Source organism: Corynebacterium sp. UMB9976 (assembly GCF_030212265.1).
Classification (GTDB): Bacteria; Actinomycetota; Actinomycetes; order Mycobacteriales; family Mycobacteriaceae; genus Corynebacterium.
The window spans coordinates 183,357-207,585 of record NZ_JASODY010000002.1 but is presented as its reverse complement, the minus strand read 5'-3'; the positions used below and the strand labels follow the sequence as shown (position 1 = coordinate 207,585).

Annotated in this window: 23 protein-coding genes; 21 read left to right on the top strand and 2 right to left on the bottom strand. The window is 66.4% G+C overall.

The genetic code is table 11. The features are described 5' to 3' along the window. Positions 1-39 precede the first annotated feature (39 nt). From QP140_RS02540 to QP140_RS02460, 17 genes are all read left to right on the top strand, one after another. The gene (locus QP140_RS02540; protein ID WP_284757943.1) at positions 40-2,211 is read left to right on the top strand and encodes a M3 family metallopeptidase; all 2,172 of its coding nucleotides are present in this window, start codon (positions 40-42) and stop codon (positions 2,209-2,211) included. Positions 2,212-2,246: 35 nt separating this feature from the next. Continuing rightward, a complete protein-coding gene (locus tag QP140_RS02535; RefSeq protein ID WP_284757942.1) occupies positions 2,247-2,534 on the top strand; it encodes a hypothetical protein in 288 nt (95 codons plus the stop codon). A 236-nt stretch (positions 2,535-2,770) separates the two neighbouring features. Beyond that, the gene (locus tag QP140_RS02530; protein WP_284757997.1) at positions 2,771-4,606 is read left to right on the top strand and encodes an AMP-dependent synthetase/ligase; all 1,836 of its coding nucleotides are present in this window, start codon (positions 2,771-2,773) and stop codon (positions 4,604-4,606) included. Positions 4,607-4,776: 170 nt separating this feature from the next. Next, positions 4,777-5,523, top strand: a complete 747-nt coding sequence (locus tag QP140_RS02525) for a hypothetical protein (protein ID WP_284757941.1) — start codon at positions 4,777-4,779, stop codon at positions 5,521-5,523. Between the two features lie 6 nt (positions 5,524-5,529). Continuing rightward, complete coding sequence (gene hemW, locus QP140_RS02520; RefSeq protein ID WP_284757940.1) at positions 5,530-6,795, top strand: radical SAM family heme chaperone HemW; 1,266 nt, start codon at positions 5,530-5,532, stop codon at positions 6,793-6,795. Between the two features lie 69 nt (positions 6,796-6,864). Then, complete coding sequence (gene hrcA, locus QP140_RS02515) at positions 6,865-7,917, top strand: heat-inducible transcriptional repressor HrcA (RefSeq protein ID WP_284757939.1); 1,053 nt, start codon at positions 6,865-6,867, stop codon at positions 7,915-7,917. Positions 7,918-7,963: 46 nt separating this feature from the next. Beyond that, positions 7,964-9,106: a molecular chaperone DnaJ gene (dnaJ, locus tag QP140_RS02510; protein WP_284757938.1), complete on the top strand. Its 1,143-nt coding sequence runs from the start codon at positions 7,964-7,966 to the stop codon at positions 9,104-9,106. Positions 9,107-9,201: 95 nt separating this feature from the next. Continuing rightward, positions 9,202-9,957, top strand: coding sequence for a 16S rRNA (uracil(1498)-N(3))-methyltransferase (locus tag QP140_RS02505; protein WP_284757937.1), 756 nt, complete (start codon positions 9,202-9,204; stop codon positions 9,955-9,957). Between the two features lie 7 nt (positions 9,958-9,964). Beyond that, a complete protein-coding gene (locus tag QP140_RS02500) occupies positions 9,965-11,017 on the top strand; it encodes a PhoH family protein (protein WP_070761610.1) in 1,053 nt (350 codons plus the stop codon). After that, positions 11,017-11,604: an rRNA maturation RNase YbeY gene (ybeY, locus tag QP140_RS02495; protein WP_210398558.1), complete on the top strand. Its 588-nt coding sequence runs from the start codon at positions 11,017-11,019 to the stop codon at positions 11,602-11,604. The genes QP140_RS02500 and ybeY overlap by 1 nt, the downstream gene beginning before the upstream one ends. Then, on the top strand, positions 11,605-13,158 hold the full coding sequence (locus QP140_RS02490; protein ID WP_284757936.1) for a hemolysin family protein: 1,554 nt from the start codon (positions 11,605-11,607) through the stop codon (positions 13,156-13,158). Continuing rightward, complete coding sequence (era, locus tag QP140_RS02485; protein ID WP_284757935.1) at positions 13,142-14,182, top strand: GTPase Era; 1,041 nt, start codon at positions 13,142-13,144, stop codon at positions 14,180-14,182. Before QP140_RS02490 ends, era begins: the two co-directional genes overlap by 17 nt. Positions 14,183-14,251: 69 nt before the next feature. Further along, positions 14,252-14,794, top strand: a complete 543-nt coding sequence (locus QP140_RS02480) for a DUF4282 domain-containing protein (RefSeq protein ID WP_148812221.1) — start codon at positions 14,252-14,254, stop codon at positions 14,792-14,794. Next, on the top strand, positions 14,778-15,197 hold the full coding sequence (locus QP140_RS02475; protein ID WP_148792508.1) for a DUF4282 domain-containing protein: 420 nt from the start codon (positions 14,778-14,780) through the stop codon (positions 15,195-15,197). The genes QP140_RS02480 and QP140_RS02475 overlap by 17 nt, the downstream gene beginning before the upstream one ends. A gap of 30 nt (positions 15,198-15,227) precedes the next feature. Next, the gene (gene recO, locus QP140_RS02470) at positions 15,228-15,986 is read left to right on the top strand and encodes a DNA repair protein RecO (protein ID WP_015381768.1); all 759 of its coding nucleotides are present in this window, start codon (positions 15,228-15,230) and stop codon (positions 15,984-15,986) included. Between the two features lie 110 nt (positions 15,987-16,096). Next, positions 16,097-16,855, top strand: a complete 759-nt coding sequence (locus tag QP140_RS02465; RefSeq protein WP_012360574.1) for an isoprenyl transferase — start codon at positions 16,097-16,099, stop codon at positions 16,853-16,855. A gap of 81 nt (positions 16,856-16,936) precedes the next feature. After that, positions 16,937-18,118: a VIT1/CCC1 transporter family protein gene (locus tag QP140_RS02460; protein ID WP_284757934.1), complete on the top strand. Its 1,182-nt coding sequence runs from the start codon at positions 16,937-16,939 to the stop codon at positions 18,116-18,118. Positions 18,119-18,123: 5 nt separating this feature from the next. Here the strand turns inward: QP140_RS02460 and QP140_RS02455 are convergent, their stop codons facing one another. Beyond that, positions 18,124-18,657, bottom strand: a complete 534-nt coding sequence (locus QP140_RS02455) for a Fur family transcriptional regulator (protein WP_336620618.1) — start codon at positions 18,655-18,657, stop codon at positions 18,124-18,126. Between the two features lie 113 nt (positions 18,658-18,770). Between QP140_RS02455 and QP140_RS02450 the strand changes: the two genes are divergently transcribed. The 4 genes from QP140_RS02450 to QP140_RS02435 all read left to right on the top strand — a co-directional run bounded on the left by QP140_RS02450 (position 18,771) and on the right by QP140_RS02435 (position 23,700). Next, the gene (locus QP140_RS02450) at positions 18,771-20,150 is read left to right on the top strand and encodes a glycine--tRNA ligase (protein WP_070757664.1); all 1,380 of its coding nucleotides are present in this window, start codon (positions 18,771-18,773) and stop codon (positions 20,148-20,150) included. Continuing rightward, the gene (locus QP140_RS02445) at positions 20,150-20,689 is read left to right on the top strand and encodes a hypothetical protein (protein WP_070757666.1); all 540 of its coding nucleotides are present in this window, start codon (positions 20,150-20,152) and stop codon (positions 20,687-20,689) included. The genes QP140_RS02450 and QP140_RS02445 overlap by 1 nt, the downstream gene beginning before the upstream one ends. Positions 20,690-20,721: 32 nt before the next feature. After that, entirely contained in the window at positions 20,722-22,323 is a 1,602-nt protein-coding gene (locus tag QP140_RS02440; protein ID WP_070761619.1) for an FMN-binding glutamate synthase family protein, read from the top strand. A 96-nt stretch (positions 22,324-22,419) separates the two neighbouring features. Next, entirely contained in the window at positions 22,420-23,700 is a 1,281-nt protein-coding gene (locus QP140_RS02435) for a deoxyguanosinetriphosphate triphosphohydrolase (protein WP_070757670.1), read from the top strand. Positions 23,701-23,713: 13 nt separating this feature from the next. Here the strand turns inward: QP140_RS02435 and QP140_RS02430 are convergent, their stop codons facing one another. Then, entirely contained in the window at positions 23,714-24,214 is a 501-nt protein-coding gene (locus QP140_RS02430) for a ribonuclease domain-containing protein (RefSeq protein ID WP_284757931.1), read from the bottom strand. Positions 24,215-24,229 lie beyond the last annotated feature (15 nt).

Sequence of the window (24,229 nt, the reverse complement as noted above, 5' to 3'; positions counted from 1 at the left end):
CCCACGGCCATGTCTGGGCGGGTCGCTACACTGGAGCGCATGTTTGATTTCGACACGCCTTCCAGCCTTCCCTACGAGCTGCCGGACTTCGCCAAAGTCGAGGTCAGCGAACTCGTTCCGGCCTTCTTCACCGCGGTGGACGACCACGCCGCGGAGATTGCGGCCATCGCGGCGAACCCCGAAGAGCCGACTTGGGAGAACACCGTGGAGGCCCTCGAGGCCTCTGGGCGGATGCTCGACCGCGTGCTCGCGGTGATCTTCAACTACGCCGGCACGATGGCCACCCCGGAGATCCGCGACGTGGAAGAGGCGGTCTCCCCGCCACTGGCGAAGCACTTCTCCGAGCTCTACCTCAATGAGGCGCTGTGGGAGCGCATCAAGCGGGTCGACGAGAACACTCAGATTGAGGAGGACAGCGAGGAGGCCGCGCTCATGGCCTACTGGCGCCGCAAGTTCCGCCGGGGCGGGGCGGAACTCGCCCCGGAGCAGCGGGATGAGCTCAAGCAAATCGACGAGCGCCTCGCCGAGCTCTCCACCCGCTTCGGCCGCGTCCTGCAGGAGCAGACCGAGGCCTCCGCCGTGCTGATCACCGAGGAGGCGGAGCTCGCCGGCCTCAGCGAGGCCACCCGCGAGGTGCTGGCCACCGATGCGAAGGAGGCCGGCAAGGAGGGCTGGCTCATCCGGCTCGGCCTACCCAGCGTGCAGCCCATCCTGGAGTCCCTCGAGAACCCGGAGGTCCGCCACCGGGTCTACGAGGCCTCCCTGCAGCGGGCGGGCACTGCCAACGATGAGACCCTCAAGGAAATCGCCCGCCTGCGTGCCCGCCGCGCCAAGCTGCTGGGCTACGCCTCCCACGCGGACTTCGTGGCGGAGGAGGAAACCGCCGGCTCCGTCGAGGCCGTCAAGGGGCTGCTGAACCAGGTGATTCCCGCCGCAGTGAGCAATGCCCACGGTGAGTACAAGCGACTGCTGGACAAGCAGGCCGTCTCCGCTGGAGCTGCCGGCGAGGAGAGCCCGGAGCTGACGGGCGCGGATTGGGCCTACTGGTCCGCCCAGCTGAAGCAGGAGGAACTCTCGGTCGACGAGGAGGAGCTGCGCAGCTACTTCCCACTGGACCAGGTCCTCATCGACGGCGCCTTCTACGTCGCCCAGCGCCTCTATGGCATCGAGGTTGTCCGCCGTGAGGACCTCGAGGGCTACCACCCGGAAGCCCTGGTCTGGGAGGTCCGCGAGGGTGCGGACAGCAGCTACCCAGGAGCGACCCCCGGGGAGGGTATCGGCCTGATCATCACGGACATGTACGCCCGCCCCACCAAGCGGGGAGGCGCGTGGATGAGCAGCTTCGTGGATCAGTCCGACCTGTTGGGAACCAAGCCGGTGGTCGTCAACGTCCTTAATATCGCCAAGTCGGCCGAACTCGCGCCGGGCGAGGTGGGGCGGGCGTTGCTCAGCCTCGACGAGGTTGCCACGGTCTTCCACGAGTTCGGTCACGCCCTGCACGGGTTGCTCTCCGAGGTTCGCTACCCGAGCCTGTCCGGCACCTCCGTGCCACGCGACTTCGTGGAGTTCCCCTCCCAGATCAATGAGAACTGGGCTTTGCAGCCGGAGATCCTCGCTAATTACGCTAAGCACGTGGACACCGGCGAGGTGTTGCCCGCCGAGCTGGCCGCCGCCGTCCAGAAGCAGGCGCAGTGGGGCGAGGGCTTCGCCACCACCGAGTACGTCGCCGCCTGCGTGGTGGACCTGGCCTGGCACCAGCTCACCGAAGACGAGGCCGTCCAGGTTACGGACATCGCCGCCTTCGAGCGCCGCGCGCTCGAGGAGGCTGGCATCGATATCGCGGATAAGATCGCCCCGCGCTACCGCTCCGCCTACTTCAACCACATCTTCGCCGGTGGATACTCGGCGGACTACTGGTCCTACCTCTGGGCGGAAGTCCTGGACGCCGATGGTTTCCAGGCCTTCGTTGACACCGGGGCCGCCCGGGAGTCTGCGGTGGATGCTGACGAGGCAGCGACGAGCAACGAGGCGGGCGCCGACGAGATCGATCCGGACGATGTCCGCTTTGCCGGGGAGCGCTTCCGCCGCATGATCCTCTCGCGCGGTGCGACCATCGACTACGAGGATGCGTTCTGGATGTTCCGTGGCCGCCAGCGCAGCGTCGAACCACTGCTGCGCCGCCGTGGTCTGGCCGGTGCGGTTAACGGCTAAGCGCGCGCAACGAGTAGATTCTCGGTAGAGAGAACATGAATTGGCTGATCAACGCCTCGGTATGGATCCAGGCTCCGGTGGTGGTGGCGTTCCTGGCTGCCTTCGCCGGGGGTGCCTCCTGGCTGCTCAATAAGGTGCTCTGGGGGATTATCCCGCGAAGTGCCGAGGAGGCGGAGGTTCTGGGGCCAGAGAGCGTGAAGCTGCTGGCAGCGCAGGTTGAAAAACCTACGACCTCGGGGTCTGCTCAACGGTCCCCGGGTTCTCAGCCAGAGTGCGGCGCCGATGCTGATGGCGGGCGCTGCGGTGAACAGGAGAGTGTTTAGGAAACCATGAAGCACCATTCGAAGGTTCGGCAGGCCCTCGCCCTGCTGCTCGTGCTCCTTCTCGTGGCGTGGCTCGCGACTAACGTCCTTTAAGGTCTTCACCCCTTGGCGGTGGGGGAGGCCCGCAAAGATGCACGACTCGGGAAAATTGGCGTTTTAGTGATCTGCACCACTTATGTGTGTTTTTATAGCTGTAGCGAAATCTATTCCTGAGCTACGGTCCACAAAGGAGAATGATGAGGACGGAATACACCTCAGAACCGCTGTATACCATCGGCGAGAACGAGACGATTCTCACCGCGCTGCGTGACCTGCAGAAAGATCACCCCAGCGTGGTCTCCTTCAGTCGCCCGAAGAACTTCGACTGGGAGGACGTCACCACCACCCAGTTCCTCGACGAGGTCTACGCCGTCGCCCGCGGCCTCATCGCCAATGGGGTGAAGGCCAAGGATCGCGTCGTCATCATGTCGGAAACCCGCTACGAGTGGTCGCTGCTCGACCTGGCGATCCAGGCTGCAGGCGCGATCTCCGTGCCGATCTACCCCTCCTCCTCGACCTCCCAGTGCGCCTGGATCGTGCAGGACTCCGGCGCCAGCTTCGCCGTCGGTGAGACGCAGGAGCACTGCGAGCGCCTCGAGAACTTCATCCCCGAGGACGGCACTGTTACCGAGAAGGAACCGCTGACGCGTGTGCTGGGCATCAACCGCGGCGCCGTCGACATTCTCATCAACGACGGCCGCGACAAGAAGATCTCCCAGGACGAGGTCGAGGCCCGCATCGCCGACGTGCGTACCTCCGATGTCTGCTCCATCGTTTACACCTCCGGCACCACCGGCCGACCGAAGGGCTGCATGGTGCTGCATTCCAACTGGCTCAGCGAGGCCCGCGGCCTGGGAACTCACCCGATTGGTCGCCTGGGTATGCCGGGCAAGAGCGCGGTGACCTTCCTGCCACTGGCTCACGTGCTCTCCCGCGCGGTGTCCTACCTGCTGCTGATCACCGGCTGCACTCAGACCCACTGGTCGGACTTCGGCACTCTGGTCACCGAGTTCCAGCGCTCCAATCCGAACATGATCCTGGGCGTGCCACGCGTCTTCGAGAAGGTCCACGCGGGCATGCGTGCTAAGGCCTCCGATGGATCCAAGATCGGCGAGAAGCTCTTCGAGCGCGCCGAGAAGATCGCCGTGGAGTACTCCAAGGCGCTGGACACCCCACAGGGCCCGAACCTGGCCCTGAAGGCCAGCCACGCCATCTTCGACAAGCTGATCTACTCCAAGGTTCGCGAGGCCATGGGTGGGGAGCTGGAGTACGCCATCTCTGGCGGCTCGGCACTCAACGCGGAGCTCATGCACTTCTTCCGCGGCGTCGGCGTGTACATCTACGAAGGCTACGGGCTGACCGAGTCCACCGCCGCCATCACCGTGAACTTCGAGCCGGATAACATCATCGGCACCGTGGGCCGCCCCGTTGGCGGTAACACCGTCCGCATCGCCGACGACGGCGAGATCCTGCTCAAGGGAGACGTCGTCTTCGGCGGCTACTGGAACAACGAGGAGGCCACCAAGGAGGCCTTCGACGAGGACGGTTTCTACGCCACCGGCGACCTGGGCGCCCTGCTGCCGACCGGCCACCTGCGCATCACCGGCCGCAAGAAGGAAATCCTCGTTACTGCCGGCGGTAAGAACGTCTCCCCGGGTCCGCTGGAGGACATCCTGCGTTCCGCCCCGCTGATCTCCCAGGCTATGGTCGTGGGCGATGATCAGAAGTTCATCGGCGCCCTGATCTCCCTGGATGAGGATGCGGTGGAGAGCTGGAAGGCCCGCAACGGCATCTCCGCCAATACCTCGATCCGCGAGCTGGCGAAGAACCCGAACCTGCGCGGCGAGATTCAGGACGCGATCAACGAGGCTAACCAGTCGGTGTCCCACGCGGAGGGCATCAAGAAGTTCCGCATCGTCCACCGCGACTTCGAGGAGGAGCGCGGTGAGGTCACCCCGTCGATGAAGCTCAAGCGCTTCATGGTGGAGAAGAACTTCGCCGACGACATCGCCTGGATCTACTCCGAGAAGTAGCTGCCCGGCCCCAATCGCCGCCCCACCCGGTGGCGGTGAGGGGCCGAAAGCTCATATAAATCCCCGGACACGGCCAAGCCTCCCGGACGTACCCGCATCACTCACATAATGTGATGCGGGTACAGCCTTTTATGCGCCACCCTACAGGGAACCGGAAGCTACAAGGCGAAGTGCCGGATGTCGTGGACGAAGCGAAAAAGGGAGGTCACGTGCACTACGATGCGTCGCTGCGCGTGCGCGACCTCACCCAGAACATCTACGACATCGGCGATGAAATCGCCGAGCACATCGAGCACATTGCCCAGGCCATCGCGGACTGGGACGGCGAGTTGGTCGAGGACTGCTTGCTCGAGTTCACCTCCGTCGTCCGCCAGGGGCGCAAGGAGGTCCGGCCGGGGCTCGCGGAGCTCAACGGCCTGCGCCAGGCCTTCGTCTCCGGCGTGCGCAGCGGCGAGATGTCCAATACCTTCCACCACCCCGGGCGCACCCTGTCCTTCCTGCGCAAAGGTGCACCCACACTGCCGACTGACAGCGGTGAGGCTGCAACCGGGGCGACGTCCTCTTCGCAGGACGCTGACGACGAAGCCCGGCCGCAGATGGCGACGACCGTCGGCTGGCGGCTGTGGCTGCGCGAGCGCAACGAGGAGCTCATCGGGGAGTTGGAGAAGCTCGCCGAGTGGGTCGTCCAGCAGACCGACCTGGCCATCAACGCGCAAGCCGTGCTCCTGCCGCAGGTCTTCAACGAGGCGGAGAAGCGCACTCGGGAGATCGTGGCGCACTGGCAGGAGGGCGTGGCCAAACAACCCGCCGTGGCGCAAGCCATGCGCGGAGAAGCCCCACCGCAGTTCCTCGCCGAGCGGGCGCGCATCGAGCAGCTCATCGTAAAGCTGACGAAGCGTCGCGGCCGGGTAGTGTAGCTGGGCATGACCAGCGGGCTGTATATCCACGTGCCGTTCTGCGCCTCGCGCTGCGGCTATTGCGACTTCAACACCTATACCCCCGCGGAGCTGGCCGCCGATTCCGCCAGCATGGGGTCCGCGCAGGGGCGCACCCCGGCCGGCTATCTCGACGCGCTCGAGGTGGAACTCGAGCTGGCGGCAGCGGCCTGGGATCGGCGAGGACTCTACGAGGGAGCATCCGACCCCGGGGTGAGCACGGTCTTCTTCGGCGGCGGTACCCCCTCCATGCTGGGTGCCGAGGGGCTGGTGCGTGCCCTCAACGCGGTGCGTCGCACTGTCGGCCTGGCCCCGGACGCGGAGGTCACTACCGAGGCTAACCCGGAGTCCACGAGCCCGGAATTCTTCGCCCGACTCCGCGAGGCCGGCTTCAACCGGATCTCGCTTGGCATGCAGTCGGCGGCGGGGCACGTGCTGAAGGTTCTGGAGCGCCAGCACACGCCCGGCCGCCCGGAACAGGCGGTGGCCGAGGCCAAGGCCGCGGGCTTTGAGCACGTGAACCTGGACCTGATCTACGGCACGCCCACCGAGCGCGACGAGGACCTGGCCCGCAGCGTGGATGCCGTCATTGAGGCGGACGTGGATCACGTCTCCGCCTACTCCCTCATCGTCGAGGACGGCACCGCGATGGCCCGCAAGGTCCGCCGCGGGGAGCTGCCCGCCCCGGACGAGGACGTCTACGCCGATCGTTACCGCATGATCGACGAGCGGCTCGCCCAGGCTGGTTTCCAGTGGTACGAGGTCTCCAACTGGGCCAAGCCGGGCGGGGAGTGCGAGCACAACCTCATCTACTGGCGCGACGGTCAGTGGTGGGGCGCGGGCCCGGGAGCCCACGGTTGCGTGCGGCTACAAGAGGACGCGGCGGCGCAGTACCTACCGGCCGAGGCCGCGGAGCGCGTTGGCGCGGAAGACTTCTCTGGCATCACCCGCCTGGTTAACGCCAAGTACCCTGCCCGCTACTGGGAGGCCCTCATTCAGCGCCGCGACCTGCCAGCGGTGACCTTCGAGCCGCTGAGCCGCGCGGACCTGGCCACCGAGCACCTGATGCTGGGGCTGCGACTGCGGGAGGGAGTCGCGCTCGCCGGGCTGGCGGGAGCCGAGGCGGAAATCGAGCGTTACCAGCGCCTGGGGCTGCTCGAGGTCGATGCGCACGCGCAGCGTCTGCGGGTCACGGAGCAGGGTCGCTACCTGGTGGATGGCATCGTCACCGATCTGCTGCTCGCCATGGAGTGATCATGGAGTGAGTCGGGCCTTTCGCCTAGGCTGGGGGAGAAGCAGAATAGATGGTGGTGAGCTTTTTCCGTGACTAATCGCGTGCCGAAGAATCGCGCGTCGCTGTCGACTCAGCAACGCCGCAGCGAGGTGCTGCGCGCCATCGTGTCGGACTACATCTCCCTGCAGGAGCCGGTGGGTTCCAAGATGCTCCTCGACCGGCACCAGTTGGGTGTGTCCTCCGCGACGATCCGCAACGACATGGCTGTCCTCGAGCAGGACGGCTACATCACCCAGCAGCATGCCAGCTCCGGGCGCATCCCCACCGCGAAGGGCTACCGCCACTTCGTGGACGGCATCCACGCGGTCAAGCCGATGAGCATGCCGGAGCGCCGGGCGATCCTGGACTTCCTGGAGCATGGGGTGGACCTGGAGGACGTCCTGCGCCGCAGCGTTCAGTTGCTGGCCCAGCTGACCCGCCAGGTGGCGGTCGTCCAGCTGCCGGACATGCGCATCGGCCGGGTGAAGCACTGCGAGCTCGTGCACCTGACCACCCACCGCCTGCTCGTCGTCCTCATCACGGACACCGGGCGGGTCGACCAGCGCAACGTTGACCTCGCGGAGCCGCTCGCCGAGTCCGACCTGCCGCGCGTCCGCGACCTGGTCAACCACAGCGTCGTCGGACTCACCCTGGAGGAAGCCTGCGCGAAGATCGCCTCCCTGGCCCAGGAGGCCAGGTCGAAGACGGTACCCGCGGAGCTGCGGCCAGCCCTGATCGCGGTGGCGACCGTGCTGATGGAGACCATGGTGGAGCGCCCCAACGACCGGCTCATCCTCGCTGGTACCCCAAATATCGCCCGGGTGGGGGAATTAACCCCGGTGCTCGAAGCGTTGGAAGAACAGGTCGTCGTTCTCAAACTCCTCTCCGGGGTTCGCGACATGGGCATCCAGGTCAGCATCGGCGAGGAAAACGAGGACGAAGAACTGCGCAGCGCCTCGGTGATCTCCACCGGCTATGGCTCGGAAAACGCGGTCATGGGCGGGCTCGGTGTGCTGGGCCCGACCCACTTGGACTACCCCGGCACGATGTCTAAGGTGACCGCAGTGGCGCACTATGTATCCCGGATTCTGGCCGGGGAGTAGACTGCAAGTTTGGTTTCGATAGCGAGCAAAGGGGATAAAACTCACCGTGGCCCGTGACTATTACGGCATTCTGGGCGTGGACCGAAACGCCACCGATTCGGAGATCAAGAAGGCTTATCGCAAGGTCGCCCGCAAGTACCACCCGGACGTCAACCCGTCCGAGGACGCGGCGGAGAAGTTCCGCGAGGCGAGCCTTGCCCAGGAGGTTCTCCTTGACCCGCAGAAGCGCCAGATCGTGGACGCCGGCGGGGACCCGGAGGAGCAGGGCTTCGGCCAACCGGGCGGTGGCGGTGGCTTCGGCACCGGTGGCCTGGGGGATATCTTCGACGCCTTCTTCGGCGGTGGCGGCGGGGGAACTGGCCAGCGCGTCCCCCGGGTGCGCCGCGGCAACGATGCGCTGCTGCGCATCTCGCTGAGCCTGGAGGAGATCTACACCGGAATCAAGCACGAGGTCACCGTGGACACCGCCGTGCTGTGCGAGCCGTGCGAGGGCACGGGTTCGCAGTCCAAGTCCGAGCCGGTGGGTTGCCCTACCTGTCACGGGCAGGGCCAGGTCATGGAGGTTCAGAACTCCATCCTGGGCCGCGTGCAGGTGGCCCGCCCGTGCCACCGCTGCGGTGGTACCGGCGAGGTCATCGAGGACCCGTGCGAGAACTGCCAGGGCGATGGCCGGGTGCGCGCTCGCCGCGACATCGCGGTAAATATCCCGGCCGGTATTTCCGACGGCATGCGCATCCGCATGGCCGGTGAGGGCGAGGTTGGCCCGGGCGGTGGGCCGGCCGGTGACCTTTACATCGAGGTCCAGGCCGAGGAGCACCCGATGTTCATCCGTGAGGGCGATAACCTGCACGTCACCATCTCCGTCCCGGCGGTGGACGCCGCTTTGGGGACGAAGACCTCCCTGGAGTTGCTGGATGGCAGCAGCGAGTCGGTGGAGATCCCGGCAGGAACCCAGCCGGACGAGCAGATCCGCCTGTCTGGTCAGGGCATGCCGCACCTGCGCCGCGAGGGCCACGGCAATCTGATCGTCCACGTGGACGTCACCGTGCCGACCAACCTGAGCCACAAGCAGCGCGACCTGTTGGAGCAGCTGCGTGAGCACTCCAAGGAAGACGTGGCAGTGAATACGAAGGGTGGCCAGCACAGCGGCCTGTTCTCCCGGCTGCGCAAGCACTTCTCCCGCACCTAAGAAGGCGCGGGGAGGCCGCTAAGGCCGGCCTGGCCAAGCACCCGTGCCTCGGCTCAGCCAGCCGAGGCACCAGCAGAAGAAGCGGAAAGAATCTAGTGACAGAATCGGTGTTCATCCAGCCCCTGCCCGAGGGGATTGCGGTCGGTGATTCCGTCCAGCTCACCGGGGCGGAGGCTCGCCACAGCCAGGTCAAGCGCATCGCCGACGGGGAGGCGGTCATCGTCAGCGACGGGGCCGCCACCGCCGTGCGCGGTGCGTTCTCCGCCGCCGGGGTTCAGGTCACTGAGCTGCTGGAGCTACCGCAGCCCACGCCTCGGGTGACGATCGTCCAGGCGCTTCCGAAGTCCGACCGCTCCGAGCTAGCGGTGGACCTGATGGTCCAGGCAGGGGCGGATCGCATCATCCCGTGGGCGGCCAGCCGCTGCATCGCCCGCTGGGATAAGAAGGAAGATAAGGCTCTGGCCCGCTGGGAGAAAACCGCGTTCGCGGCCACCAAGCAGTCCCGCCGGCTCGTCCTTCCCGAGATCACCGGTCTGTTGCGCAACCTCACTGACCTGCCAGAGCTGGTGCCGACGCTCGCCGGGCCACAACCAACCGCACGGCTCGGGATGCTTCACGAGGACGCCCGCGGCAACTTCCGCTCCTTCGTTGAGAGCGCGGCTGGGGTCGAGGACATCGTGCTGGTCATCGGCCCAGAGGGCGGCATCGCTCCGGACGAGCTAGCGACCCTCGAGGAGCTCGGCGGCCACGCGGTTGTCCTTGGCCCCGAGGTGCTGCGCACGGCCACCGCCGGCGCGGTGGCGCTGGGAGCGATTGGCGCCCTCACGGACCGTTGGGGCGCGGTAGGATAAGGCCCATATGGTTCCTCATAATGTCCGCACCCACGGAGCCCACGCAGCGCAGTCACCACGCCCGCGAGTCGCCAGCTCCACCCTCGAACTTCCTCCAGAAGCCGTGCTGGCCATCTCCGGTCCAGCAGATGAAAATCTCAGGATCGTCGAAGACGTCGTCGATGCAGACATCCTGACCCGCGGCAACCACCTGGTCTTGCGCGGCGAAGCCAGTGAAGTGAGCCGCACCCGCAAGATCCTGATGGAGATGGCCGCCATCGCCGACCACGGCCAGACGGTCACCCCGGACGTCACTCGCCGCATCATCGACATGCTCGACGAGCAAGGCGCAGTACTGAACTACAAGGCCGCCCCCATCGTCAGCTACCGCGGCAAGGCGGTGCGCCCCAAGACTCTCGGCCAGGAAGAGTACGTCGAGGCGATCGACAATTACTCGGTCGTCTTCGGGCTTGGCCCCGCAGGCACGGGCAAGACCTACCTGGCGATGGCCAAGGCCGTGCAGGCGCTGCAGGCCAAGGAGGTCACCCGGATCATCCTCACCCGCCCGGCCGTGGAGGCGGGGGAGAACCTCGGCTTCCTGCCCGGCACCCTGGGCGACAAGATCGACCCCTACCTGCGCCCCCTCCACGACGCGCTGCGGGAGATGGTGGATCCGGAGATCATTCCACGGCTCATGGAGTCCGGCGTCATCGAGGTCGCCCCGCTGGCTTATATGCGCGGCCGCACGCTGAACAACAGCTTTGTCATCCTGGACGAGGCACAGAACACCACGCCCGCGCAGATGAAGATGTTCCTTACCCGCTTGGGTTTCGGCTCGAAGATGGTGATCACCGGCGACCTGACCCAGGTGGACCTGCCGAAGAAGCAGCGCAGCGGCCTGGCCGCCAGCCAGGAGATCCTGGATGGGGTGGACGGCATCCGGTTCGCCGAGCTCAGCAGCAACGACGTCGTCCGGCACCGCCTGGTGACCCGCATCGTGGACGCCTATGAGCGCTTCGAGGCTGAAGAGGAGCTCGCCCGCTTGGACCGTGAAGAAGAACAGGAATGGAGAACCCGCTAGTGAGCATCGAGGTTTTTAACGAATCCGGCTGGGGCGAGATCAACGAGGAAGAGCTGATCGACGTCGCCCGCTACACGCTGTGGACCATGGACGTCCACTCCAGCGCGGAGCTGTCCATCCACATCGTGGACGAGGAGACCATCGCCGACCTCCACCTGCGCTGGCTGAACCTGCCGGGTCCGACGGACGTGATGAGCTTCCCGATGGATGAGCTGACCCCGGGCTGGGGCCGCAAGGACGGCCCGCCGACCTCCCCGGCGATGCTGGGCGACATCATGCTCTGCCCGAGTTTCGCGAAGGGGCAGGCCGAGCGCGCCGGCCACTCCCTGGCCCACGAGCTGGACTTGCTGACCGTGCACGGCGTGCTGCACCTGCTGGGCTTCGACCACGTGACCCCGGAGGAGGAGCAGCAGATGTTCTCCATCCAGAACGAGGTCCTGGCGAATTGGTACGACTCCCAGGAGGAGCGCGGCGTGAAGTTCGGCCCGAAGCCAAGCGGTGCTGCAGCCTTCCCGAGCGCCGCTGACCGCGACGACACCGGCTCCGGCAGCTCCTTCAGCACAGGACCAGAAACCGAGCCGAAGTAAATGGACTCCTGGATAATAGCTGGCACTATTGGCCTGATCCTCGCGCTCGCGGTCGGCGCGATGTTCTCCCTTGCTGAGACAGCACTATCCTCGCTCTCTCCGGCGCGGGTCGAATCGCTGGTGAAGGACGAGCGCCCGGGGGCTCGCCGCTTGGCGAAGGTCATGGCCCGCCGCGCGGAGCACATTAACCTGCTTGTTCTGCTGCGCACCCTGTGCGAGGTCACGGGCACGGCGCTGATGGCCGCGGTGTTCGTCGAGGCTTTCGGCCTACACGTTTGGTCTCTGCTTGCCGCGATCCTGCTGACGGCGCTCATCAACTTCGTCGTCATCGGCGTGCTGTCTCGTACTTTGGGACGTCAAAACCCCTACTCCATCTCCCTGGCGGCGGCCCCGCTCCTGCTAGGGGTGAACCGGGTCTTCGGTTTTCTCGCCCGCGGGTTGGTGCGCGCCGGTTCGGTGCTCTCCCCGGGCCGTGGCTTTAGGGACGGCCCGTTCGCCTCGGAGATTGAGTTGCGGGAGATGGTGGACATCGCGACGGAGCGTGGGATCGTGGAGACGGACGAGCGCCGGATGATCCAGTCTGTTTTCGATCTGACGAATACGACCGCGCGTGCGGTGATGGTGCCCCGCACGGAGATGGTGTGGATCGAGGGCACGAAGTCCGCCGGGCAGGCGACGAGCCTGTGCGTGCGCTCGGGGCTGTCCCGGCTTCCGGTGATCGGCGAGGATGTCGACGACATCGTCGGCATCGTCTACTTGAAGGACCTGGTCGCGCAGACGTACCACGACCAGGACGCCGGCCGTCACACCCCGGTGACCGAGGTGATGCGCAAGCCGAATTTCGTCCCCGATTCCCGGCTGCTCACCGACCTGCTTGAGGACATGCAGCGGGACCAGGTGCACCTAACGATACTGGTCGACGAGTACGGCGCGGTCGCGGGCCTGATCTCCATCGAGGACATCCTGGAGGAGATCGTCGGCGAGATCTCCGACGAGTACGACGCCGACGAGGACCTGCCGATTGAGGAGCTGGGCGATGGCCGCTACCGGGTCAGCTCCCGGCTTTCCCTGGGGGAGCTGGAGGAGCTTTTCCGCGAGCAGCGCTACGAGGGCGGACACCACGGGGAGCCGAGGAATCCCTCCCGTGGCGAGCCTGGAAACGGGGAGGCAGACCACGAGGAACGCGGCGGAGAAGGCTCCTGGGAGGACCGCAGCTGGATTCCGGAGCGGGCCACGGAGATCGAATTCAGCGAGGAGCAGCACGACCAGGCCGACACCGTGGCTGGGCTGGGCGCCCTGGAGCTGGGCAAGGTGCCGATGCCGGGGGCGGAGATCACCACCGCCGGGCTGCACCTGGTCTTCGAGGGCGGTCATAACAAGAGGGGGCGCTACATCGTGAAGTCCGCGGTCGTCAGCCGGGTGGACCCGGGGGAGGAACAGCCCGATGCGGATAGCGCCGAGGCGGTGGGCCCGTCCGGTTCCGGCGAGGTTGCCCCGCGACGCGATGATTCCGCCCCGCGGCCTGCAGTAGGGCAGAATGGGGAGGGTGACTAGCGAGATGAACTTCCCCGATGAGTCGATGCTCCCCGCCGATGCCGCTGCCAACCCAACAGCAGGCAGCCCCGCTGCCGACGGTGCGGGTGCTGGGCTCGGCTTCGACACGCCCGAGGGCTTCCGCTCCGGCTTCGTGAGCTTCGTGGGCCGGCCGAATACCGGTAAATCCACGCTGACGAATGCCCTGGTTGGGGAGAAGATCGCCATCACGGCCGATCAGCCGGAAACCACCCGCCACCCGATCCGTGGGCTCGTGCATCGCCCGAAGGCCCAGATCGTCGTCGTGGACACCCCGGGCCTGCACCGGCCGCGCACACTGCTGGGCGAGCGGCTCAACGACGTGGTCAAGGAAACCTACGTGGACATGGACCTGATCTGTGTGTGCGTGCCAGCCGATGAGAAGATCGGCCCCGGCGACCGCTGGATCGTGGAGAACGTCCGCCAGGTCGCGCTCAAGGTGCCGCTGATGGGCATCGTCACCAAGACCGACAAGGTCTCCAAAGACCGGGTTGGCCAGCAGCTGCTCGGCCTGCACGCCATGCTCACCGAAGCACTCGACGGCGCCGAGGTGGACGTCGTCCCACTGTCCGCCCAGGACGGATTCCAGCTGGACACCCTGGTGGACGTCATCGCCGAAAAGCTGCCCGAGGGACCGAAGTTCTACCCAGATGACCACGTCACCGACGACGACACCGAGACCCGCATCGCCGAGCTGATCCGCGAGGCCGCGCTGAGCGGACTGGAACACGAGCTGCCGCACTCGGTGGCTGTGAAGGTCGATGAGATCTTGCCGTCCCCGACCAGGGAGGGCGTGTTGAACGTGCACGCGGTGATCTACGTGGAGCGGGAGGGCCAGAAGGCCATCCTGCGGGGCCGCAACAACCGCCGCCTGTCGCGGATCGTGCACAACTCTCGCCTCCAGATCATCGAGATGCTGGGGCAGAACATCTACCTGGACGTCCGCCTGAAGGTGGCAAAGAACTGGCAATCCGACCCGAAGGCATTGGAGCGCATGGGCTTCTAAAACCACGCCCGGCCCGGCCACTGGGCGCGTCGCGGCACACCGGCGCGATCGCGCATCCAAGGAGTACACATGGATAACCCCGAGAACCAACCTTCCGACTTCTCGCCCCGCACCCCGGGCGAGCTGACACCTGAGCAGGCCCGGCAGGCCAATGAGACCTTCCTGCAGGGCCAGGGCATGGAAAATCGCACTCCGGAGTATCGGCCCAGCCCCGGGGCTCAGGACCCGCAGGGCGGCAGCTTCCTCGGCGCGCTTTTCGACTTCAGCTTCCGCCGCTACGTCACCCCGAGCGTGGCCCAGGTGCTGTACATGGTGCTCTTCGTGGTTATCGGCGTGGCCGCGGGGCTGGCGCTGCTGGGGGCGGTGAGCGTGTTCTTCTCCGGGCAGCCGCTGGGCTTCAGCCTGCTGGTCTTCGTCCTGGCTGTCCCGCCGATCGTGCTGATCACGGTGGCGGTGCTGGCGCTGTCCCGCGTCTACCTCGAGGTTGCAGTGTCCCTGATCCGCACTTCCCAGTCGGTGCAGGCCATCGACGCGCGCCAGGAGCAGCGCCTGCGCGCCATGGAACAGGAGCAGAACCAGAACCCGGGACAGAACCATGGCGCGCAGAACTAACCAGCCTGCGCAACAGGGGGCCTTCCTCCGGACCCTGACGGATTTCGGCTTTGACCGCATCCTTTCCCCCGGCTTCATCCGGGTGCTCTACATCCTGGGCATCGTGATCATTCTGGTGAACGCGGTGGTTATGACCTTCGGTTCGATGATCGGGCTGAGTGGGGTGGGCATTTCCATCAACGGCTTCGATGGTTCCGAGTTCTTCACCAGCTCTCCGGAGATCAGCTTCGAGCCGAACGTGGCCAATGTTCTGGTTTCCGGCGTGCTCTACGCTGTCCTCGCCTTCATCGAGATCGCCCTGCTGCGCGTCGGCCTGGAGATGGTCGCCGCCATCGCCGCGACGGCCACGGCCTGGCAGCGGATCCGTCGCCGCTCCGACGCGCACCCCGAGCTCATCGTCTAAGTAGCTGCCTCACGCGGTAGCCTGTCAGCCATGTCATCTTTCTCGCCTCGCCCGAACTTCCGGGACGAGGCTTTTGTCTTGCGCAGCTACAAGCTGGGGGAGGCCGACCTCATCCTCGTGCTGCTGACCCGCAGTCACGGGGTGGTGCGCGCGGTCGCCAAGGGCATCCGCAAGACGAAGTCCCGCTTCGGGGCCCGCCTCGATCGTTTCTCGAAGGTCAACGTGCAGGTCTACCGGGGCCGTAGCCTGGGAAAGATCACGGACGCCGCCTCCCTGGCTAGTTACGCCGGCCCTATCGTCGCGGACGTGGACAAATACTTCGCCGGGGCCGCGATGCTGGAGCTCGCCCAGATCCTCTCCACCGCGGAAGGGTCCTCCGAAGCCGTCTTTTCTAGCTTGGACGCAGGTCTCGCCCTCCTTGCCGGAACTGACCCAGCCACCCCAGAGCTGCCCCCAGTGAGCGTGGCCGATCGCTTCGTCCTCCACGGGCTCGCAGAAGCTGGCTGGATGCCTAGCCTCGTGGACTGCGCCCAATGCGGCCGTCCCGGGCCACACCGGGCCTTCCATCCGCGCGCCGGGGGCAGCGTGTGCGTGCTCTGCCGCCCACCGGGTTCGGCCACCCCGCCGCCCGAGGCGGTGCGCCTGCTGTGGCTGCTGGCTCACGATCGGCTGGCAGTGGCCGCCCAGGTCGCGGCCAATCCCGGCAATGTGCGGGTGGCCCACGAACTGCTGCTGGCACACGTCCGCCAGCAGCTAGAGGTCGCCTGCCCGGCCTACGCGGCCCTGTGAACCGATCGGACCCGGCCGGGAAGAATCATCCGCCAGCCGGTGGCGTCGTCCCCACAACAACGGGGTGACCGCGGGAGGGGATAACGGATCCGCGAGGTGGGGCTGGCACAATGGCTGTTGTGAAGAACGAAACCGCAACCCGAGAACAGATCGCCAGCCTGCCTACTGGACTTGTGCCGCGGCACATCGCGCTGGTCATGGACGGCAACGGTCGCTGGGCGCAGGAACGCGGCCTGGCACGCACCGAGGGGCACAAGCGCGGGGAGTCGGTGCTGATCAGCCTGGTCGAGGAGTGCCTGGAGCTGGGTGTCGAGGCGCTCTCCGCCTACGCCTTCTCCACGGAGAACTGGCGACGCTCGGCCGAGGAGGTGCGCTTCCTCATGGGCTTCAACCGCGATGTGCTGCGCAAACAGCGCGATTACCTGGACTCCCTCGGGGTGCGGATCCGTTGGGTGGGCCGCCGACCGCGCCTGTGGCGCTCGGTGATTAGCGAGCTGGAGCGCGCGGAGGAGCAGACGAAGCACAACACCCGGATGACGCTGTACATGTGCATCAACTACGGCGGCCGCGCGGAGATCGCGGATGCGGCGAAGGCCCTGGTGGCGGAGGCGAATCAGGGGCGGATCAAGCCCCGGGATGTCTCGGAGAAGGATTTTTCCCGCTACCTCGACGAGCCCGACATGCCGGACGTGGACCTGTTCCTGCGCCCGTCGGGGGAGCAGCGGACCAGCAACTTTTTGATCTGGCAGTCGGCCTACGCGGAGATGGTCTACCAGCAGGTGCTCTTCCCGGACTACACCCCGGCTCACCTGCGCGGGGCGATCTGGGAGTTCGCTTCGCGGGATCGCCGTTTCGGTGGCGTGAAGTAGGATTGCTCTCTGGTTTTCTTTTCTGCTTCTCTGATTTTTTTAGGACGTCGCCGCCGCGGCGTGAGGAAGGCGTGATGGTTCGTGGTTGATCAGCCGGATCAGCGGCCCAACGAGCAGCCTGACGGGCTGCCGGCTGAGCAACCAGTGGAGCAGCCGACCAAGAAGCAGATCGCCACGTGGCGGCGCTATCTCGCCGACGAGCGGGCGGAGGGGGCCGTCTACCGCGAGCTGGCGCGCAAGAAGACGGGGGAGGAGCGCGAGATCCTGCTCGGCCTGGCTGAGGCGGAGGCCCGGCACGAGGCCTATTGGCGTGCCCGGCTGGGCGAGTACGTTGGCCTGCCGCAGAAGGCCAGTTTCAGCACCCGGATGCACGCCTTCTTGGCGGAGCGCTTCGGTTCGGTCTTCGTGCTTGCGCTGCTGCAGTCGGCTGAGGAACGCCGCAGCGGGGTGGCGGATATCGACGCGGCGGATTCCATCCTCGCGGACGAGGCCATTCACGCCGAGGTTGTCCGCGGTCTGGCGGCGCGTGGCCGGGCACGGATGTCGGGGGACTTCCGGGCAGCGATCTTCGGGGCCAACGACGGGCTAGTGTCGAACCTCGCGCTAGTGCTCGGCATGGTGGGCACCGGCGCGTCCGGGCAGGTCGTGCTGGTCACCGGCATTGCCGGGCTGCTTGCCGGTGCGCTGTCCATGGCGGCCGGCGAATACGTTTCGGTGTCTAGCCAGCAGGAGCTGCTCGCCGCCAACGCCCCGGCGGAAGACACGGCGGGGGCGGTGCCCAAGCTGGACGTGCGGGAAAACGAGCTGGAGCTGGTCTACCGCGCCCGCGGCATGGCGCCAGAGGAGGCCCGGGCGAAGGCGCAGCGGGTCTTCGAGGAGATTCTTTCCTCCCCGGCCGTGGGCGTGGGATTGACCCACGAGGATCCGGCTCACGAGTCCCCTCGTCACGGGGATTCGGCGGAGGCAGAGAAGGGGGACGAGGAGTCCACGGGCTCTCCGGTCTCCGCCGCGGTGTCGAGCTTCCTGCTGTTCTCCCTGGGCGCGATCGTGCCGGTGCTGCCGTACCTCTTTGGTGCGGAGGGGTTGAGCGCGGCGGTGATCGCCTGCGTGCTGGTGGGCCTGGCGCTGCTGCTGACCGGCGGGATCGTGGGCCTGCTCTCGGGTGCCTCCCCGGCTAAGCGCGCGTTCCGCCAGCTGGCGATCGGTGCCGGGGCCGCTGCGGTGACCTACGGGCTGGGTTCCCTCTTCGACGTCAGCGTCTAAAACTTCTAGGACTTCTTGGCGGCGCAATCGGCGCAGAGGCCGAAGATGTCCGCGGTGTGGCCGGTCTTGCGGAATCCGTACTTCTTTGCGACGTCGCGGGCCCAATCCTCCACCGGGCCGCCGTCGATCTCCACGGTGGTGCGGCACTCGTTGCACACCAAGTGATGGTGGTGGGTGTCCATGGCGCAGCGCCGGTAGAGGGTTTCCCCGGACTCGTTGTTGAGCGTGTCGATCGCCCCCATCGCGGACATCTGCTGCAGGGTGCGGTAGACCGTGGTGAGCCCAACCTTCTCGCCGGCCGCGACGAGGCGCGCGTGGATGTCCTGGGCGCTGGCGAACTCCTCAACCTGTTCGAGCATGGCGACGACCGCCGCGCGCTGCCGGGTGTTGCGTTGACCGATGTTGATTCCGCCGGTGGAGTTCTTGCTGACCATGAATCGAAGCCTAGCCCTGCCGACGCTGATTTTCAATAAGTTGTCAATAGTGAGTCTGGGGGCGCTTCGGTGGGGAGGGGGCGCACTGAAACGCCGAATTGCCATATCGGTTAAGATGGCCTCTGGTAAGCGACTGCCCTGGTGCCCAGGAATGCACGTCGCGCAACAGTGCAAGAAATTGCAGAACAGAGTTCGTTTTTAAAGGAGAGCGTCCCAGCATGGCAGGAAAAGTAGATGCCGTTGTCAACCTCGCGAAGCGTCGCGGCCTGGTTTACCCCTGTGGTGAGATTTACGGCGGTACCCGCTCTGCGTGGGATTACGGCCCGCTGGGCGTGGAGCTCAAGGAGAACATCAAGCGCCAGTGGTGGCGTTCGATGGTGACCAGCCGCGGCGACGTCGTCGGCCTGGACAGCTCCGTCATCCTCCCGCGCCGCGTGTGGGAGGTCTCCGGCCACGTGGACGTCTTCACCGACCCACTGGTCGAGTCCCTCTACACCCACAAGCGTTACCGCGCCGACCACCTGCTGGAGGCCTACGAGGAGAAGCACGGCCACCCGCCGGCAAACGGCCTGGCCGACATCAACGACCCGGAGACCGGCCAGCCGGGCAAGTGGACCGAGCCGCGCGCCTTCTCCGGCCTGATGAAGACCTACCTGGGCCCGGTCGACGACAAGGAAGGCCTGGCCTACCTGCGTCCGGAGACCGCACAGGGCATCTTCACGCAGTTCAAGAACGTCATGAACTCCTCCCGCCAGAAGCCACCGTTCGGTATCGCCCAGATCGGTAAGTCCTTCCGCAACGAGATCACCCCGGGCAACTTCATCTTCCGTACCCGCGAGTTCGAGCAGATGGAGATGGAGTTCTTCGTCGAGCCGGGCACCGACGAGGAGTGGCAGGAGTACTGGATCGAGCAGCGCCTGAACTGGTACGTCAACCTGGGTATCGACCGCGAGAACCTGCGCCTGCGCGAGCATACCGAGGACGAGCTGTCCCACTATGCCAAGCGCACCGTGGACGTCGAGTACGCCTTCCACTTCACCGGCTCCAAGTGGGGCGAGCTCGAGGGCGTCGCCAACCGCACGGACTACGACCTGAAGACCCACTCCGAGGGTTCCGGCGAGGATCTGTCCTACTACGACCAGCAGAAGGAAGAGCGCTGGATCCCGTACGTCATCGAGCCGGCCGCCGGCCTGGGCCGCTCCCTGATGGCCTTCCTCGTCGACGCCTACACCGAGGAGGAGGTGCCGAACGCTAAGGGCGGCACCGACACCCGCACCGTCCTGAAGCTGGACCCGCGCCTGTCCCCGGTGAAGGTCGCCGTCTTGCCGCTGTCGAAGAAGGAGACCCTGACCCCGACGGCGGAGAAGATCGCTGACAAGCTGCGCGGTCTGTGGAACATCGACTACGACACCTCCGGTGCCATCGGCCGCCGTTACCGTCGTCAGGACGAGATCGGCACCCCGTACTGCGTGACCGTTGACTTCGACACCCTGGAGGACAACGCCGTCACCGTCCGCGAGCGCGACACGATGGAGCAGGAGCGCGTCGCCATCGACGAGCTCGAGGGCTACCTCGCACAGCGCCTGGCTGGCTGCTAATGAACAGCGACATCCGATGGGGCGTGCCCAGCGACGGGCACACCTTCCCGATCTACGCCGGACCGGCGGATGACATGGACCGCATCGCGGAGTTCGCCGATGAGCGCGGGGTGCAGCACATCCGCTTTGGCGGCGACACCTGGCGGCTCACCGCCGACGAGGGGCCGGAGGCACAGGCGGAGACCCCGACGGGCACCTGGACTGCGAAGGGGAACAGCGATAAGTTCCACACCGCGGACCGGGTGACCATCAACGCGGACCGCCACGAAATCGGAATCATTGCTGAATCCCGACGCAACTTCGTCCTCGACATCGATGGCGAGAAGGCTGGGCAGTACAGTTCCGACAACCGGGGCCTGCGCAACCTCCACGTGGAGTTCGAAGGGCCGGGGGAGAAGCTGCCGCTGGATGTCCAGGTCTTCGTATCCTGGGTTGCCCGGCGTACCCTGGAAACTCGAGTGGTTCGAACCACGGGGATGTTGACGATGGCGCTGGCCATTTGCGTGGTCATCGCGATTGTCGTCTGGTTCACCACCTAGCCGAAGAATAAAATTCTTAAGGAGCATCATCAATGCCAAGTGGTCGCAAACTCATCCGTAAAGCGGTGAAGTACGGGGCACTGGCCGCCTCTGCCGTCGCGGCGGTGGACATCGTCCAGCCCAAGCACGCTATTCGCCGTAACTACCCGGTCCTGGGCCGCGCCCGCTGGCTGATGGAATCCATCCGACCGGAGATCCAGCAGTACTTCGTCGAGTCCAACACCGACGGCCGCCCGTTCGACCGCGTGACCCGCACGATGGTCTACCAGAACGCCAAGAACATCCCGGCGGAGGAGGCCTTCGGTACCCAGCGCGACCTCTTCGTGCCGGGCCACGACCACCTGCTGCACTCCACCCACCCGGTGCCGGCCCGCACCGATGCGCCACTCGTGCGCCTCGGCGGCCCGGAGTGCACCCAGCCCTACGACATCTCCCTGTTCAACATCTCCTCGATGTCCTTCGGCTCCCTGTCCGCCAACGCCGTGCTCGCCATGAACAAGGGCGCGGCGATGGGCGGCTTCATCCAGGAAACCGGCGAGGGTGGACTGACCAAGTACCACCTGGAGTACGGCGCGGACCTGATCTGGGAGATCGGCTCCAGCTACTTCGGCTGCCGCACCGAGGATGGCCACTTCGACCCGGAGCAGTTCCGCGTCAAGGCGAACTACCCGGAGGTCAAGGGCATCCTCATCAAGCTCAGCCAGGGTGCGAAGCCCGGCATGGGCGGCATGCTGCCGGGCCACAAGGTCACCGCGGAGATCGCCGAGGCCCGTGGCATCGAGGAGGGGCAGGACTGCCTCTCCCCGGCGTGGCACTCCGAGTTCGACACCCCACTCGAGCTGATGCACTTCGTCAAGAAGCTGCGCCGCCTGGCCAATGGCAAGCCGGTGGGCATCAAGTTCTGCGTGGGTTCCCGCCACGAGGTGCTCTCCCTGTGTAAGGCGATGCTCAAGGCGAAGACCGCGCCGGATTGGATCACCGTCGACGGTGCCGAGGGCGGCACGGGCGCGGCCCCGCTGGAGTTCCTGGACCGTGTGGGTACCCCGCTGACCGAGGGGCTGATGATCGTCCACAATGCCCTGGTGGGCACGGGTCTGCGCGACCAGGTCGCCGTCGGCGCGGCCGGCAAGGTCGTCGGTGGCGCGGACATCATCCGCCGCCTCGCGATCGGCGCGGACTTCACGATGTCCGCCCGCGGCATGATGATGGCCGCAGGCTGCATCCAGGCCAAGAAGTGCCACGACAATACCTGCCCGACTGGTGTGGCCACCCAGAACCCGTGGCTCTCCCGCGGCCTGGACGTGGACAGCAAGGCCGAGCGTGTGGCGAACTACCACCGCAATACGCTGAAGTCCACCACTCGCATTCTGGGAGCCATGGGTCTGCATGACGTCAGCCAGCTGGGACCCGGCCACCTGGTGCGCCGCGTGGACCAGACCCAGGCCCGCCCGTACGAGGATCTCTACCCGTGGCTCGAGCCGGGTAGCCTGCTGGAAGGCAAGGCTCCGGACGACTGGCAGCGTGACTACGACCGCGCGACTTACGACCAGTACTCGATGCTGCCGCCGGTGCAGGGCCGTGTGCGCCGCCCGGGCCACCACTTCTTCGCCGAGGGCAACATCGGCAGCGTCTAGGGGTTAAACACCCCGTGGGCTGGGGTGGTTCTGCCGGTGCGGGGCACCTGGTAACGACCTCCCACGGGGACGGAGACAGGACTAACGGAGCGCGAGATGCAGCGGTATCAGTACACGGAGCACGACTGCGCGCGCCGTCATGCCGTCGCACCGAAGACCCTGGGGCTGGAGGGATCGGTCCCGGATGGACGGGAGGATTTCGACCGCGACCGGGCGCGCGTCCTGCACTCCGCGGCGCTGCGCCGCTTGGCCGATAAGACGCAGGTCGTGGGGCCGGGGTCAGGGGATACCCCGCGCACCCGGCTCACACACTCCCTGGAGGTCGCCCAGATTGCCCGCGGCATCGGCAAGACCCTGGGCGCGGACCCCGACCTCGCGGACTTGGCGGGGCTGAGCCACGACATCGGCCACCCGCCCTATGGCCACAACGGCGAGCGCGCCCTGGACGAGGCCGCGGCCAGCATCGGCGGCTTCGAAGGTAACGCGCAGACCCTGCGCATCCTGGCTCGCCTGGAGCCGAAGACCCTTGGGGAGGACGGCACCTCCTATGGTCTGAACCTCACCCGCGCCGCCCTGGATGCGGCCTGCAAATACCCCTGGGGGCCGACCGCCCCGGATGGCACCCCGCGCCGCAAGTACAGTGCCTACGAGTCCGACCTGCACATCCTGGAGTGGATCCGTCAGGGCGCGCCCGAGGGGGAGCAGTGCCTGGAGGCACAGATCATGGACTGGTCGGATGATGTTGCTTACTCCGTCCACGACGTCGAGGATGGCATGCTCTCCGGTCGCATCACCCTGGGTGTGCTGTGGGACCTGGTGGAGCTGGCAGCACTCGCGGACAAGGGAGCCCACCACTTCGGCGGGGAACCCGAGGAGTTGCTGGAGGCGGCGGACCGGCTGCGGCAGATGCCGGTGGTCTCCCGGGCCGCGGACTTCCGCCACAGCCTGCAGGACTTGGTCGCGCTGAAATCGATGACTTCGGAGTTGGTCAGCCGCTTTGTGACGGCCGTGGTCACCGCGACCCGTCGGGAGTACGGCACAGGGCCGCTGGGCCGGTATGCCGCGAACCTCGTCATCCCCGCGGAGGTGAAGGCCGAGGTCACGCTGCTGAAGTCCATCGCCGTGCTCTATGTGATGGACGAGAAGCTGCACCTGGCGGAGCAGGATCGGCAGCGGGAGCGCATCTTCCGCGTCACGGAGTTCCTGGCCCGGGGCGGTGCCGGGGCGCTGGATCCGGTCTTTCGGCTCTGGTACGAGAACGCGGCCACCGAGGTGGAGCGTCGACGTGTGGTCATCGACCAGGTCGCCTCGCTCACCGAATCCCGGCTGGAGCGCTTGGACGCCTCCGCTGCCGGTATCAGCGCGGCGTGGGCTTAGTGTTTTCTTCGCGTTAATCCTCGGCGTCGGGGATCTCGCAGAAGCTTTCGAAGTGGTCGGAGGTGTAGTACCAGACCTCAGGGTCGGTCTCTGTGCCACCGCCGACGACGAGGCGGCGCTCGCCCCGGTGATTCAGGCCCGGGGTTTTGACGGTGTACTCGCGGTAATAACTGGACTTCTCCTTCGGCAGGAGGCCCTCGTAATTGCCGAAGTGCTTGCCGTCGTGCGGGCCGTCGTCGGAGGGGGCGCCGGTAAGAATGTCCTCGATCTGCTCCCGGGCCTCCTCCGGCAGGGTGTCCACCGCGCACTCGGAACCCGCAGCGCTATCCGCGCCCGGGTTCTGCTGGGCGGCGTTGGAGGACTGCCCGGACTGGGAGCTGCCATCCTGGCCACCGCCGTTATCGTCATCGCCGAAGAGACCGAGTTGGCTCGCCCCGGCCAGCGCCAGGGCGACGACCACGCCGCCGACCGTTCCGTACTTACCCGCTTTGGGACCGTTGTTCTTCTGCGCCATAACAGCCAGTTATAC